The organism is Gemmatimonadota bacterium (genome assembly GCA_016719105.1).
Lineage (GTDB): Bacteria > Gemmatimonadota > Gemmatimonadetes > Gemmatimonadales > Gemmatimonadaceae > SCN-70-22.
In genome coordinates this window covers 708,844-723,299 of record JADKAQ010000046.1, presented here as the reverse complement: position 1 = coordinate 723,299, position 14,456 = coordinate 708,844, and the positions used below count along the sequence as shown (strand labels likewise).

General features: G+C 68.7%; 10 protein-coding genes. 8 read left to right on the top strand and 2 right to left on the bottom strand.

Annotated features, from left to right (window positions below):
- The first annotated feature begins 64 nt into the window (after positions 1-64).
- The 8 genes from IPN47_27035 (at position 65) to IPN47_27000 (ending at position 11,653) form a co-directional block, all read left to right on the top strand.
- Positions 65-3,070 carry an ATPase gene (locus tag IPN47_27035; GenBank protein ID MBK9411637.1) on the top strand — a complete coding sequence of 1,002 codons (3,006 nt, stop codon included), beginning with the start codon at positions 65-67 and terminating at the stop codon, positions 3,068-3,070.
- A complete protein-coding gene (locus tag IPN47_27030; protein ID MBK9411636.1) occupies positions 3,070-4,350 on the top strand; it encodes a hypothetical protein in 1,281 nt (426 codons plus the stop codon). Before IPN47_27035 ends, IPN47_27030 begins: the two co-directional genes overlap by 1 nt.
- Before the next feature lie 187 nt (positions 4,351-4,537).
- On the top strand, positions 4,538-5,770 hold the full coding sequence (locus tag IPN47_27025; protein ID MBK9411635.1) for a Gfo/Idh/MocA family oxidoreductase: 1,233 nt from the start codon (positions 4,538-4,540) through the stop codon (positions 5,768-5,770).
- The gene (locus IPN47_27020) at positions 5,727-7,214 is read left to right on the top strand and encodes an alpha-L-fucosidase (protein MBK9411634.1); all 1,488 of its coding nucleotides are present in this window, start codon (positions 5,727-5,729) and stop codon (positions 7,212-7,214) included. Before IPN47_27025 ends, IPN47_27020 begins: the two co-directional genes overlap by 44 nt.
- 129 nt (positions 7,215-7,343) lie before the next feature.
- On the top strand, positions 7,344-7,739 hold the full coding sequence (locus tag IPN47_27015; protein ID MBK9411633.1) for a DUF3568 family protein: 396 nt from the start codon (positions 7,344-7,346) through the stop codon (positions 7,737-7,739).
- A 221-nt stretch (positions 7,740-7,960) separates the two neighbouring features.
- A complete protein-coding gene (locus IPN47_27010; GenBank protein ID MBK9411632.1) occupies positions 7,961-9,367 on the top strand; it encodes an amidohydrolase family protein in 1,407 nt (468 codons plus the stop codon).
- A 105-nt stretch (positions 9,368-9,472) separates the two neighbouring features.
- A complete protein-coding gene (locus tag IPN47_27005; GenBank protein MBK9411631.1) occupies positions 9,473-10,591 on the top strand; it encodes an alkaline phosphatase family protein in 1,119 nt (372 codons plus the stop codon).
- Positions 10,592-10,678: 87 nt separating this feature from the next.
- On the top strand, positions 10,679-11,653 hold the full coding sequence (locus IPN47_27000; GenBank protein MBK9411630.1) for a hypothetical protein: 975 nt from the start codon (positions 10,679-10,681) through the stop codon (positions 11,651-11,653).
- Positions 11,654-11,743: 90 nt separating this feature from the next.
- Here the strand turns inward: IPN47_27000 and IPN47_26995 are convergent, their stop codons facing one another.
- Positions 11,744-13,081: a Gfo/Idh/MocA family oxidoreductase gene (locus tag IPN47_26995; GenBank protein ID MBK9411629.1), complete on the bottom strand. Its 1,338-nt coding sequence runs from the start codon at positions 13,079-13,081 to the stop codon at positions 11,744-11,746.
- An 81-nt stretch (positions 13,082-13,162) separates the two neighbouring features.
- Positions 13,163-14,395, bottom strand: a complete 1,233-nt coding sequence (locus tag IPN47_26990; GenBank protein ID MBK9411628.1) for a nucleoside permease — start codon at positions 14,393-14,395, stop codon at positions 13,163-13,165.
- Positions 14,396-14,456: the final 61 nt, after the last annotated feature.

The following is a 14,456-nucleotide window of genomic DNA, read 5'->3' as shown; positions in this document are numbered from 1 at the left end:
GGAACCGGCGATGCGCCGGGGCTGCCAGAGGTGAATCGTCTGGTACGACCTGGCGGGAGGGGGTATGGGTGGCATCTTCCTGGGCATCGACATCGGCTCGACGACTGTCAAGGTCGTCGTCCTTGATTCCAACCGCCGATTGCTGGACTGGCGCTACGTGCGCTCCCGGGGGCGACCGCGCCAGGCGCTCCTTGAGGCGGTGGATGAACTCGCCGACGTCATCGGCGATGCCACCATTCTCGGGTTAGGGCTCTCCGGCTCGGGTGGCGGACCGGTCGCCGACCTCATCGGCGGGACGCACGTCAACGAACTCGTCGCGCAGACGCGCGCGATCGGCGCCTATCACCCCGAAGCACGCACCGTCATCGAGATTGGCGGACAGGACTCCAAGCTCCTCTCCGTGCGCTGGGACCCCTCGAGCCAGCAGATGCTGCTCGAGGACTTCGCGATGAACGCGCTGTGCGCGGCCGGAACCGGCGCCTTCCTCGACCAGCAGGCCGAGCGCCTCGGCGTCGCGATCGACCAGGAGTACGCGCGACTCGCGCTCACCAGCACCAACCCGGCGCGCATCGCCGGTCGCTGCACCGTATTTGCCAAGTCGGACATGATCCACCTGCAGCAGGTGGGGACGCCTCTCCCCGACATCCTGATGGGGGTCTGTCTGGCCATGGCGCGCAACTTCACGACGGTGATCGGGAAGGGGAAGCGCTTCGTCCCGCCGATCCTCTTCCAGGGGGGCGTGGCGTACAACGCCGCCGTCACGCGCGCCTTCGAGACCGTCCTCAAGGTGCCACCCGGGAGCATCATCGTCCCCGAGTACCACTGCCTCATGGCGGCGATCGGGACCGCCTTCGTGGCGATGGACGATGCCGAGCGTGGGCAGGGGCGCCGGTTCCTCGGCTTTAGTGCGCTGGACGAGGCGCTCAAGCACGACACGGCGCACGAGTCGATGCCGCCGCTGTCGCGCCTGGCGCATCATCTGACGACCGGACGCGCCCTCCCCATCGCCGAGGCCGCCCCGATCGACGTGTCCCTCGGAATCGACGTCGGATCGGTCAGCACCAACGTCGTCCTCATCGACGACGACAACCGCGTCGTTGCCCGGCAGTACCTCCCCACGGCGGGGCGCCCGCTCGAAGCGGTGCGCGACGGGTTGATGCGTACCGGCCTCGAGGTGGGGAGTCGTGTGCGCGTGCGCGCCGTCGGCGTGACGGGATCGGGGCGCTACCTCACCGGCGACTTCGTCGGCGCGGACTCGGTGCGCAACGAGATCACGGCGCAGGCGCGCGCCGCGGTGTGGATCGATCCGCAAGTCGACACGCTCATCGAGATCGGCGGGCAGGACAGCAAGTTCGTGCGCATCAACCGAGGCGCGGTGGTCGACTTCACGATGAACAACGCCTGCGCCGCCGGGACCGGGTCGTTTCTCGAGGAGCAGGCCGACCGGCTGCGCATCAACATCCGCAACGACTTCAGCGAGCTGGCCTACGCGTCGCCTTGCCCGTCGGCGTTAGGCGAGCGGTGCACGGTCTTCATGGAGTCGGACCTGGTGCACCACCAGCAGCATGGTGCCAAGGTCGCCGACCTCACCGCCGGCCTCGCCTACTCCATCGCCGAGAACTACCTCAATCGCGTGGTGAACGGACGGGCGCTGGGAGATCACGTCCTCTTCCAGGGGGGCGTGGCGGCCAACGAGAGCGTGGTCTCGGCCTTCGCTGCCCTCACGAAGAAGGAGATCATCGTCCCACCCAACCACGACGTGACGGGGGCCATCGGCGCCGCCATGCTCGCCCGCGAGTCGATGGCGCGCCGCGTCAACGCCAGCGGCAATGGGAACACGCCGCCGTCGACCCATTTTCGGGGCTTCGACCTCTCGCAGCGCCACTACGAGAGTTCGGTCTTCGAGTGCAAGGCCTGCCCCAACCTGTGCGAGGTGCACAAGGTCACGATCGAAGGGGAGTCGCCGTTCTTCTACGGCGCCCGCTGCGACAAGTTCGAGGAAGCAGGACGCGCCGGCGACCAGTCGTGGGCGGCGATTCCCGACCACTTCGCCACGCGCGAGCGGTTGCTCCTGGGCGATTGGGTCGATCCGGGGGCGCGCCCGTCCAGCGAGCCGCGACGCCGGCGCGTGGGGCTGATGCGCAACCTCACCTTCTTCGACTTCTTCCCGTTCTGGCGCGGCTTCCTTCACGCGCTCGACTTCGACGTCGTCCTGTCGTCACCCACCAACCCGGCCATCGTCGGCAAGACCATCGCCAGCGCTGCGCTCGAGTCGTGCTTCCCGGTCAAGCTCGCCTTCGGGCACCTGCTCGACCTCTTTGAGCACGACGTGGACGTCGTCCTGGCGCCGAGCATCATGACGCGCCCCGATGCGGTGCCGGGCCAGCCGCACAACCACTCGTGCCCGCTGGTGCTCTCCACCCCGTCGCTCCTCATCGCCAACCTCGGGAACACGCCGGGGGCGCCACCGATCGTGTCGCGGCCGTTGCACCTGCAGAACGCGCGGGCGGCCCGGCTTGAACTCACCGCGCTGGCGAAGGAACTCGGCGCCACGAGCGGCGCGGACATCGACCGGGCCATCCAAGCCGGCTGGGCATCGCAGAAGGCCTTCGAAGGCGCGGTGCGGCAGGCCGGGCGTGAGGCGCTCGAGGCGATCGTCCCCGGACAGCCCGCGGCGGTCATCGTCGGGCGCCCATACAACGGTGGCGACCTGGGGGCAAACCTCGACCTGCCGTACAAGCTCCGGCGCATGGGGGTGCTCCCCATCCCCATGGACTTCCTCCCGCTCGAGCAGGCGACGCTCCCCGACCTGCACGAGGACATGTACTGGCGCTCGGGGCAGGACATCCTGCGCGCGGCCAACGTGATCCGCGGTGACGACCGGTTGCAGGCGATCTACCTCACCAACTTCAACTGCGGCCCCGACGCCTTCCTGATCACCTTTTTCCATGAGCAGATCGGGGACAAGCCGTTCCTTGAACTCGAGGTGGACGAACACACCGCCGACGCCGGGATGATCACCCGCTGCGAGGCCTTCTTCGACAGCCTCAACATCCGTCAGGTGGCCTGATGCCTAACGTCGCCCTTCCCGTGTTGCCGGATGTTCCCTCCGTTGCGGCGGAGCGCTCGGCGTCCACGCTGCCGCTGACCGAGAAGACGGTCTACATCCCGTTCATGTCGGATCATGCGTTGGTGCTGGCGGCCGCGCTCCGGCATCACGGCATCCGCAGCGAGGCGCTCCCGCCCCCGAACGATCAGACGATGGACATCGGGCTCTCGCTCTGTCGCGGTCGCGAGTGCCTCCCCTGCTTCCTCGCCATCGGCGACGTGATCCGCGCCTGCCGGACGCCGGGCTTCGACACCGCGCACTCGGCCTTCCTCCTCCCGGGGAGCCCGGGGCCGTGCCGCTTCGGGCAGTATCGCGTGCTGCAACGCGCCCTCCTCGATCGCCAGGGCTATGCGGACGCCGAGATCCTGTCGCCCACGTCAGAGAATTCCTATCGGGGCTTCGGCGAGCGCCCGCGCGCGTTGCGGCTGCTGGCGTGGAGCGGCGTGGTGACGGTCGACCTCCTGCTCAAGCTCCTGCATGAGTTCCGCCCGTACGAACTCGAGCCCGGCGTCACCGACGCGGCGTACCAGCGCGGCATCGCACGGCTCACCCAGGCGATGGAGCAGGGGGGTGGGGCGCACCTGATGCGCGCCATGCGCGAGATCGCGCGCGACTTCGAGTCGCTCCCGGTCGATCGCTCCACCCCACGCCCGCTCGTCGCCTTCCTGGGTGAGATCTACGTGATGCTCAACCCGCACGGGAACCAGGAGATGATCCGCCAGATCGAGGCGGCGGGAGCAGAGGCGATCTCGGGATCGGTGGGCGAGTGGCTGCACTTCGTCGACGAGACCAAGATGGACCGCGACCGCCTCTTCGGGACCTGGCTCTCCCTCATGGGCACCAAGGGGCTGTCCATCTACCAGCGCACTGCCGAAAAGCGCCTGCGCGCGCCGATCGCGCACCTGCTGCGTCACCCGCCGGACTCCAGCATGCGCGAGATGTTCGACATGGTGCGCCCGTACTTCGATCCACTGCTGGGGATGGAGACGACGCTCACGCTCGCCAAGACCATCGAACTGGCGCGCCACGGCGTGAGCGGCGTGGTGAACGTGATGCCCTTCTCCTGCATGCCGGGGATCATCGTCGCAGGAATGGCCTCGCGTGTGCGCGCCGACTTCAACCAGCTGCCATGGCTGGACATCGTCTACGACGGCCAGCACCTCACCAACATTCGCACGCGGCTGGAGGCTTTCGTGCACCAGGTCGCGCAGTTCGCACGTTCACACGAGAGAACGCACTAGTCAGCACGCCATCGTCCTCCCCCCGGCGACGCCCTTGGGCGGGAAGACGGGAAGACGGAAGACGAGAAGACGAGTGACAGCAACGGGACGCGGAGCGGTGTGCCCCCTTTCCACCCCCCGCTCATGACCCGCAGATTCCGCACGCCAGTCCATCTCGTCTTCCCGTCTTCCCGTCTTCCCGTCTTCCATGCCCTTAGGTGTCGGTTTCATCGGTTCGGGTTTCAATGCGCGCTTCCACATCCAAGGGTGGCGCGGCGTGCGCGATGCCGACGTCCTCGGCGTGTGGAGCCCCAACGGGCGGAGCGCCGCGAGCGCGGCGGCTCTCGCGCGCGACGTCGACGTCGGCGCCGCCAAGCCCTACAAGAGCATTGCGGCCATGGTCGCCGATCCCGCCATCGATGCCATCTGGCTGTGCGGGCCCAACCACGCGCGCATCGAGAACGTCGAGGAGATCGTCGACACCATCGCCCGCGGCAAGGGAACGCTGAAGGGGATCGCCTGCGAGAAGCCGCTGGCCCGCAACGTCGCCGAGGCCAAGCAGGTGCAGAAGCTGGTCGAATCGGTCGGGCTGGTCCACGGGTACCTCGAGGACCAGCTCTTCGCCCCGCACGTCTCGGCGGGGCACGCCTTGCTCTGGGCGCGCGGTGCCGCCACCACCGGGCGTCCGTACCTCGCGCGCGCCGCCGAGGAGCACAGCGGACCGCACACGCCGTGGTTCTGGCAGGGGAAGCTGCAGGGCGGCGGTGTGCTCAACGACATGATGTGCCACTCGGCGCTCGTGGTGCGGCACCTCCTCACTAAGCCCGGGGAGTCGCTCAGTACCGTGAAGCCGGTGCGCATCAGCGCGCACATCGCCTCGCTCAAGTGGTCGCGCCCCAAGTACGCCAAGCGTCTCAAGGCGACCATGGGGAAGGCGGTCGACTACCTCAAGGCGCCCTCCGAGGATTTTGCCTCGCTCACCATCGAGTTCGAGACGTCGGATGGGCATCGCGTGATCGGCGAGGCCAGCACCTCGTGGTCGTTCGTCGGTGCCGGATTGCGGCTGTCGGCCGAGCTGCTGGGCCCCGAGTACTCCATGCGATGGAACTCGCTCGACAGCGGGCTGCAGCTCTTCTTTTCGCGCGAGGTGACGGGGCGCGCCGGCGAAGACCTGGTGGAGAAGCAGAACGCCGAGCAGGGGGTAATGCCGGTGGTGCCGCAGGAGTACATCGCGTACGGCTACACCGACGAGGATCGCCACTTCGTGCGGGCCTTCCTCGGGAAGGAGAAGCCCAAGCTCACCTTCGACGATGGCGTCGAGGTGGTGCGCGTGCTGATGACGGCGTACCAGAGCGCCGAGCAGGGGCGCACGCTCGCCTATCCGCCACGCGGCATCGATGCGTTCGTGCCGGCGGTGGCCAAGGGGACCTGGACCCCGTGAGGCGCAACACGTGAGGCGTCGCGACTTTCTCGGGGTGACGGGGGCGTTCGTGGTCGGCGGGCGCCTCCCGCATCTTGCATCTGGCGGCCGCTACACCCGGCACGCTGCGCGACCGGTGCCGACGCCGGCGCAGCTCGCCTGGCAGCGCGATGAACTCGCGCTCTTCGCCCACTTCGGCGTCAACACGTATACCGATCGCGAGTGGGGTGACGGGACCGAGGATCCGCGCATCTTCAATCCCGTGCGCTTCGATGCCGGGCAGTGGGCGCGTGCCGCGCGCGGCGCCGGCTTCCGCTCCATCGTCCTCACCGCCAAGCACCACGACGGCTTCTGCCTGTGGCCCAGCGCGCATACCCGGCATTCGGTCGCCTCGTCGCCGTGGCGAGGCGGGAGCGGCGACGTCGTACGTGAGGTCGCCGACGCCTGTCGCGCCGAACGGCTCGGGCTCGGGCTCTACCTGTCGCCGTGGGACCGGCATGAGCCACGCTACGGCAGCGGGACGCCGTACATGGACTACTACTGTGCACAGCTGGAAGAACTGCTGACGCGCTACGGCCCCGTGGTCGAGGTCTGGTTCGACGGGGCCAATGCCGAAGGGCCTAACGGGAAGCGACAGGTCTACGACTGGGCGCGCATGCACGCCACCGTGCGCCGGCTGGCGCCGCAGGCCGTGATGTTCTCCGATGCCGGCCCCGACGTGCGGTGGATCGGCAACGAGAAGGGGGTCGCGGGCGAGACGTGCTGGAGCACCATCGACCCGGCGAGCGTGCCGTATGCCGGGTACGACGCTCCCAACGTGGGCGCGCTGCTGCAGGAGGGCGATCCGCGCGGCAGCGTCTGGCGCCCCGGCGAGACCGACGTCTCGATTCGCCCCGGGTGGTTCTGGCACCCGGCCGAGGACGACAAGGTGCGGAGCGCGGAGAACCTGATGTCGCTGTACTTCAGCTCCGTCGGGCGCAACAGCAAGCTGCTGCTCAACGTGCCACCCACGCGCGATGGGCTGTTGCACGATGCCGATGTGCAGGCGTTGGCAGCGTTCGGCGCCCGACGGCGGGCAATGCTCGCGCGCGACCTGGCGCGCGGTGCGCGCGTGCGCGGGAGCGGGCGGGATGCCGGCGCCGTGGTACGTGGTGACGCGACGCGCTGGTGGAGCGCCCCCGACGGCGCGACGGAGGCCGTGCTCGACGTGGCGCTGCCGCAGGCGGTCAGCTGCAACGTGATCCGCCTGCAGGAGCCCATCGCCCTGGGGCAGGTCGTCGAGCGCTGGACGCTCGCCGCCGAGGTCGCAGGGGGGTGGCAGGACGTCGCCCGCGGGACCACCATCGGCTACACACGATTGGCGCGCATCGACACGATCCGTGCCCAGCGCTTCCGCCTCTCGCTGTCGTCCGCGCTCGGGCCGTTGCGGCTGGCAACGTTCGGGCTGCACCTCGACACTCCGTAGCGAGGTGCGACCCCGGTGCTTCCGCCGGCACCTCGCCATGGCCGGGGTCGCCTAACGCAACACCGGTCGGGCACGCCAGACGCGCGCGGGGGTATGTTGCAGGCACCCTCCCCACTCCCGGAGCTGTGCATGCGCCCCCGTCTCATCGTGTTGCGACTCCTGCTCGCCGCCGCACCCGTCGCCCTCAGCGGCTGTTTCCTCGCCGCTGCAGGGGCGGGAGCAGCGGGGGCCATCGTCTACACCAACCGGGGGGCATCCTCCGATGTCGCCGGTACGGTGGACCAGGCCTTCGATCGCGCGGTTGCCTCCTTCGGCCAGAATGGTGTCACGGAGACGGGGCGCAGCACCGAGGACAACGGGATCAAGCGCCGACTGGTGGGACAGAAGGGGGAGTTCGAGGTGACGGTCGACCTGCAGCGCGCCTCCGACGCCACGACCAAGGTCGAGGTCATCGCCCGGCGAAACGCTGTCGACTACGACAAGGACCTGGCGAAGACGATCCTGAACGGGATCCTCGCCAAGTAGGCGGTGGCGCCGACGCGCGGTGGCGCCGACGCGCGGTGGCGCGGGGGTGCATCCGCCGCCGCTGAACGCGCGTCGCGTGGCGGACCGCTGCGTTTGACCACAGCGGTGGGGGACGGTATCGTCCCGCGCTCGCTTGCACCGTCCCTCACGCGCCCCCCCATGCCTCGAGTCTCCCCGCGCGCCTACTTCGCGCTCGTTCGGCGCGCAATCACGCGCTCGTCCTGCTCGGGATCGTCTCGCTCACGTCGCTCTCGCCGAACCGAGTAGGCGCCCAGCGCCCCACGCTGTCGGCCGCCACGCGCCAGTACGTCAGCGTCGACTCGTCGCTCGTCGCCCTCACCAACGTGCGCGTCATCGACGGCACCGGGGCCGCGGCGCGCGACGGACAGGTCCTCATCATTCGCGACGGACGCATCGCCGCCGTTGGCCCCGCGGCCTCGACACCGGTCCCGGCGGGCGCGCTGGTGATGGACCTCGCCGGCAAGAGCGTCATCCCCGGCCTGGTGATGGTGCACGAACACCTCTTCTATCCCACGGGGCCCGGCGTGTACGGCAACGTGAGCGAGTCGTTCTCGCGCCTCTATCTCGCCGGCGGCGTCACCTCGATGCGCACGGGCGGCAACATGAACGGCTACGGGGAGCTCATCATCGCCAAGGCCATCGCCCGCGGCGACAAGCCGGGGCCGTGGATCGACGCGACGGCGCCGTACGTCAACGGCCCCAACCCCTTTGGCCAGATGCGCGCCCTCGAGTCGCCAGACGAGGCGCGGCGCTTCGTGAACTGGTGGGCCGACCAGGGGGCGACGTCGTTCAAGGCGTACATGCAGATCCATCGCGACGTCCTGGGCGCGGCGATCGCCGAGGCGCACAAGCGCGGGATGAAGGTCACCGGACACCTCTGCTCGGTCACCTATCGCGAGGCGGCGGCGTTAGGCATCGACGATCTCGAACACGGCTTCCTCGCTGCCACCGACTTCGTCGCCGACAAGAAGCCCGACGAATGCCCGCGGCAGGGCGGGATGCAGTCGCTCACCGCACTCGAGGTGACATCGCCCGAGTTCACCGCGCTGGTGGCCGAGCTGGTGAAGCGGAAGGTGGCGATCACCTCGACGATGACCGTCTTCGAGACCTTCACCCCAGGACGCCCCATGCCCCCCGGCATCGACGTCCTCACGCCGCAGCTCCGCGAACAGTTCGAGCAGATGCAGGGCAACCTCGCCAAGGTCTCGCGCTCGATCTACAGCACCGCCCTCCCCAAGGGGATGGCGATGGAGCTGGCCTTCGCACGCGCCGGTGGCCTTCTGGTCGTCGGCACCGATCCCACGGGGGGTGGCGGCGTCATCGCCGGCTACTCCAACCAACGTGCGCTCGAACTGCTGGTCGAGGGTGGCTTCTCGCCGCTCGAGGCGATCCGCGTCGGGACGCTCAACGGCGCGACCTACCTCGGGCGCGACGCCCAAGTCGGGACCATCGCCGTCGGGAAGCAGGCCGACCTCGTCATCATCAACGGCGATCCCTCGGCGCGCATCGCCGACGTACGCAACGTGCAGTTGGTCTTCCGGCAGGGGGTCGGCTACGATCCGCAGAAGCTGATCAACTCCGTCAAGGGAAGGGTCGGGCTGTTCTAGTCGCGCCGGTGGCACGGCGTGACGCGGGCGTAGCGCCCCGGTGATCGCGCCGTGACGCGCGACAGACTCTCTTGCAGGCAACCCACTTCGTCCCGCGCCCCCGCAATGCGATCCATCCGCTTCGCCGTCGCCCTCTGCTCGCTTGTCTCGCTGAACGCGCTCCTCGCGCCCAGCGTCCACGCGCAGCCACGCACCCGCAACGTCGTCCTCATCGTCACCGACGGCTTGCGCTGGCAGGAAGTCTTCACCGGCGCCGAGCGGGCGCTCGTCAGCCGCAAGGCGGGCGGGGTGCGCGATACCACCGCGCTCCTGAAGGACTTCTGGCGCGAGACGCCCGAAGCGCGACGCGAGGCACTCCTCCCCTTCTTCTGGGGGACGATCGCCAGGCAGGGGGTGATCTACGGCAATCGCACCAAGGGGAGCGACGCCCACATCACCAACACCATGAAGTTCTCGTACCCCGGCTACAACGAGATCTTCACCGGCGCCTTCGACCCGCGCATCGACTCCAACGAGTACCCGCCCAATCCCAACGAGACGGTCTTCGAGTGGCTCAACGCGCGCCCGCGCTTCACGGGCAAGGTCGCGGCCGTCGCCACCTGGGACGCCTTCCGTCGGATCCTCAATCGGGAGCGCGCCGGGATTCCCGTCCTCGACGGGTGGGACCCACCGTTTGCCGCCGCCAAGGCGCCCACCGCGCGCATGCGCGTGATCGACGAACTGTACCGCAGCTCCGTGCAGATGTGGGCCAACAACGCCTTCGATGCGCCCATGCACCTGGCGGCCAAGGAGGTCGTCGCTCGCCAGAAGCCGCGCCTCCTCTTCGTCGGCTACGGCGAAACCGACGAGTGGGCCCACTCGGGGATGTACGACCTGCTCCTGCGCTCCGCACACCAGGTCGACGCCTTCATTGCCGACCTGTGGACGACCATGCAGGCGATGCCCGAGTACCGCGGTAACACGACCTTCGTCATCACCACCGACCATGGACGCGGGAGCGGCCCCGACGCATGGCGCGACCACGGGCAGGACGTCAACGGGGCCGAGCACATCTGGATGGCGATCCTCGGCCCCGACACGCCCGCGTTAGGTGAGCGCAGTGGTGGCGAGATGGTCACGCAGGCGCAGGTGGCGGCCACCATCGCCGCCTTGCTCGGCGAAGACTGGAACGCCCGCAACCCCAAGGCCGGCTCGCCCGTGCGTGAGGCGATCACCCGGCGCTAGCGAGCGGGTGGGACGGGACGCGCCGCGTGTCGTTATCATCCAGCAGGGCGCCCGTTGCCCGCCGGACGACTCCCCCCACCCCCGCCTGTGCTCCCTCACCTCCGCCGTGCTCGCGCGGTCGCGCCGCTTCTCGCGATCGCCACCTCCGCTTGTCTCGCCGGCCCCGCGACCGCGATCGGCGGTGGCCCCATCGGTCGCGCCCCCAACCTGCGCGAGGCGGAACTGCTCCCCGTCCCCGACTCCACGCGTGGCGTCGGCTTCATCCTCAGCTCCAACCGGCGCGACCTGCTGGAGGAGACGCGCGTGGAGCTCAACGCCGGCGCGAGAGCCTTCGAGCGCATCTTTGGTTCGCGCCCCGACGAGGCCGACGTCCGCCTGACGAGCGACCAGCGCGAGGTGCGCGTCACCCTGCGCGTCGGGCGGCGCCAGGTGGCACCGTTCACCGTCTCGCTGCAGCGCGACGACCGGGGCCGCCCACGTATCCCCGAGTCGATGCACATCGCCTCGGCGGTCGTCCTCGCCACCGCGCGCGAATGGCTCACCACGCTCGTGCACGACCTCGTTCCCTCTGACACGTCCAGCGCTGGCTGGATGCAGCGTGACGGGGTCCCGGTCTGGTTGCGACTCGGATTGCTGCAAGGCGCCGCCGTGAGCCCCGTGCACGATCGCTGGCTCGTGCAGCTCGCCCGCGAGCGCGACTCGCTCCCCACCGTCGCGGCGCTCATGCGCCCCGACAGCTGCGACGCGGAGTGCCTGGCCCCGTTCACGCGTGCGGGTGATGCGGCCCCGGGGAGCGCCGACGTGCCGCTGACCTCGCGACGCGGACGACTGCCGGCGCTCGACGGGCGCGTGCGCTACGCCGCCTCCACCTACTCGCTCGTCCAGTTCATCGCCAAGCGCGAAGGGCCGGAGTACATGCGCGCCCTCGTCACCACCGCCCTCACCGGTGGCGACTTCACCGCGGCGTTAGGCTCGGCGCGCTCGTTCACCGCCGACCCGGGTGACATCGACCGGCAGTGGCGTGTGTGGCTCGCCCCCTTCGCCTTTCCCGAGGGGCAGTAGCAATCGCACGTGTGGGAAAGATGCGGGGCGGCGGACGAGAAACCGTCCGCCGCCCCGGTGCTGGCACGTCGACAGGAATGAGGCGTGGCGCTACAGCGTCCAGCCGCTCCGATACGTGGGGAGGATCCATTCCTGCGGAATCCCCGTCGTCTTGAGCGCACCCGACGTCGTGTCGAGGTCGATCGTCTGCCCCGAACGCACGGCCAGGTTGCCTAACACGATCATCTCGGTGAGCGGCCCGGCATATCCGGCGAAGTTCGATCCCGGCTGCGCCCCCGCGCGAATGGCCGATGTCAGCTCCTTGTAGACCCCTTCGGTGCGCGGGTACTTCTTGGCCGGCATCGCCTTGGCGAGCGCCGCCTGCTTGACCGGATCGCACAGCTGCGGGTCCTGCCCATAGGTCCCGGCGATGAGCGTCCCCTTGTCGCCAATCCACAACTGGCCGCCGTCGGCGTCAGGGACCCACGGGCGATCGGGGCCATACTCGCTGGGACGCGGCGGGTAGATGCTCCCATCACGCCATGTCAGCGTCACCGGACCACGCCCGTTGGCCGCCGGGAACTCATACGTGATGCGCGACATCTTGGGCGCCGTTTCGGCAAAGAGCGCCGTCGACTCGGGAATCACGCGCGTCGGGTACCGGAGCCCCAGCACCCAGAACGGCGCATCCATGATGTGGCACGCCATGTCGCCCATCGCCCCCGTCCCGAAGTCCCACCAGCCGCGCCAGTTGAAGTGCGCGTAGCCAGGATGAAACGGGCGCTCCGCCGCCGGGCCTAACCAGAGATTCCAGTCGAAGGTCGGCGGGACGTTGTGCATGTCGGTCGGGCGATTGATCGCCTGTGGCCAGATGGGACGGTTGGTCCAGAACTCCACGCGCTGCACGTTGCCGATGTGCCCCGCTTCGACGATCTCGCGAATCTGGCGAATCCCCTCGCCCGCGTGCCCCTGGTTCCCCATCTGCGTCATCTGCTTCGGCCGCCGCGCCGCTTCGTCCTTGAGCGCGCGGACTTCACCCACCGTGCGCGCCAGCGGCTTCTGCGTGTAGACATGCTTCCCCGCCTTGAGCGCCATCATCGTCGCCGGCGCGTGCGAGTGATCGGGGGTGGAGATGGTGACCACGTCGATGCTCGAGGCCTCCTTGGCGAGCAGCTCCCGGTAGTCCGTGTACCGCTTGGCCTGCGGCCACATCTTGACGGCGCGCTCGGCGTTGCGGCTGTCGATGTCGCACAGCGCGTAGATGTTCTCGTGCGCCATCCCCTTCACGTCGTTGAACCCCATGCCACCCACGCCGATGCAGGCGACGTTGAGCGTGTCGGACGGGGCACGAAAGCCTTTGCCGAGGACGTGGCGAGGGACGATCGTGAACGCCGCCACGCCGGCGGCGGTCTTCTTGATGGAGTCGCGGCGGGAGATCGAGTCAGTCATGGGAAACGATGAGAGTGCGAGCGAAGCCAGCACCCCAGCGCACGCTGGGGTCCAGCAGTTACTCAAGCGAGCAGGGTTGACCTACGCCGCAGTCGCCGCCGACCGCGGGCGGAACAGCAGCAGGAAGATCACGAAAACCACAGCGGCGCCGGCCGCTGGGACGATCCAGATCCCCGGCCAGTCGTGCACGACCTTGAGGCAGTCGGTCGCGGTGTCGGCGCACGCCGGGTTGGGAGTCGAGTACCGGCTCACCACCGCGCCCGAGACAAACGCGCCAATGAAGTAGCCCACGCCATTGGTGACGAAGTTGATGAACCCTTGCGCCGCGGCGCGGATCTTCGGCCCCGCCTTCTCATCCGTGTAGATCTGCCCGCTCACGAAGAAGAAGTCGTAGCAGATCCCGTGCAGCACGATCCCGGCGTAGATGAGCCACATCCCCGATCCCGCGTCCCCCTGGCTGAAGGCCAGGTAGCGCAGCGCCCACGCCAGCATCCCCACGAGCATGATCACCTTGATCCCGAGCCGCTTGAGCGCGAAGGGGAGGAGGAGCATGAAGCCGATCTCCGACATCTGCCCGAACGTCTGGATGAAGGCCGGCTCCGGCGCCTTGATCTCGTTGAGGAAGGGGTTGGCGAAGGTGTAGTAGAACTGCAGCGGGATGCAGAGCAGGAACGAGCCTAACGTGAAGATCAGGAAGTCGCGGTCCTTGAGGAGCTGCAACGCGTCCAGGCCGAAGGCGTCGCGGATGCTGAACGGCGACCCCGCCCCCTTGGGTGGCGTGTGCGGGAGCAGGAAGGCGAAGAGCCCCATCACCGCCGAGGCGCCGGCGGCCACGCGCATCGGCGTCGCCAGGGCGTCGGCCTTCAGCACTTTCCCGATCACGATCCCCGCCACGATCCACCCGATCGTCCCCAGCACGCGGATGAGCGGGAAGTCGTTGGCCGGGTCCTTCACGTGGTGGAAGGAGATCGAGTTGGTGAGCGACAGCGTCGGCATGTAGCACAGCGCGTACGCGATCAGCAGCGGGTAGAAGGTGCCGAACGTCGTCTGCGTGGAGACCAGGTACATCAGTACCGCCCCCACCAGGTGCAACACCGCCAGCAGCTTCTCCGAGGCGAAGAACCGGTCGGCGATCATCCCGACGAAGAAGGGCGACACCAGTGCGGCAATGGCCGTCGCCCCGTACGCCAGCCCGATCTGCCCGTCCTCGAAGTGCAACCCCTGGCCGAGGTACGTGCCCATGGTGACGAACCAGCTCCCCCAGATGAAGTACTGGAGGAACATCATGACCGAAAGCGAGAATCGCGTGGACATCAAGCAGGGTTGGTGAGGGGGTGTGAGAACGATTGCAGCTGTCGCGGCGCAGCGCTCCGCG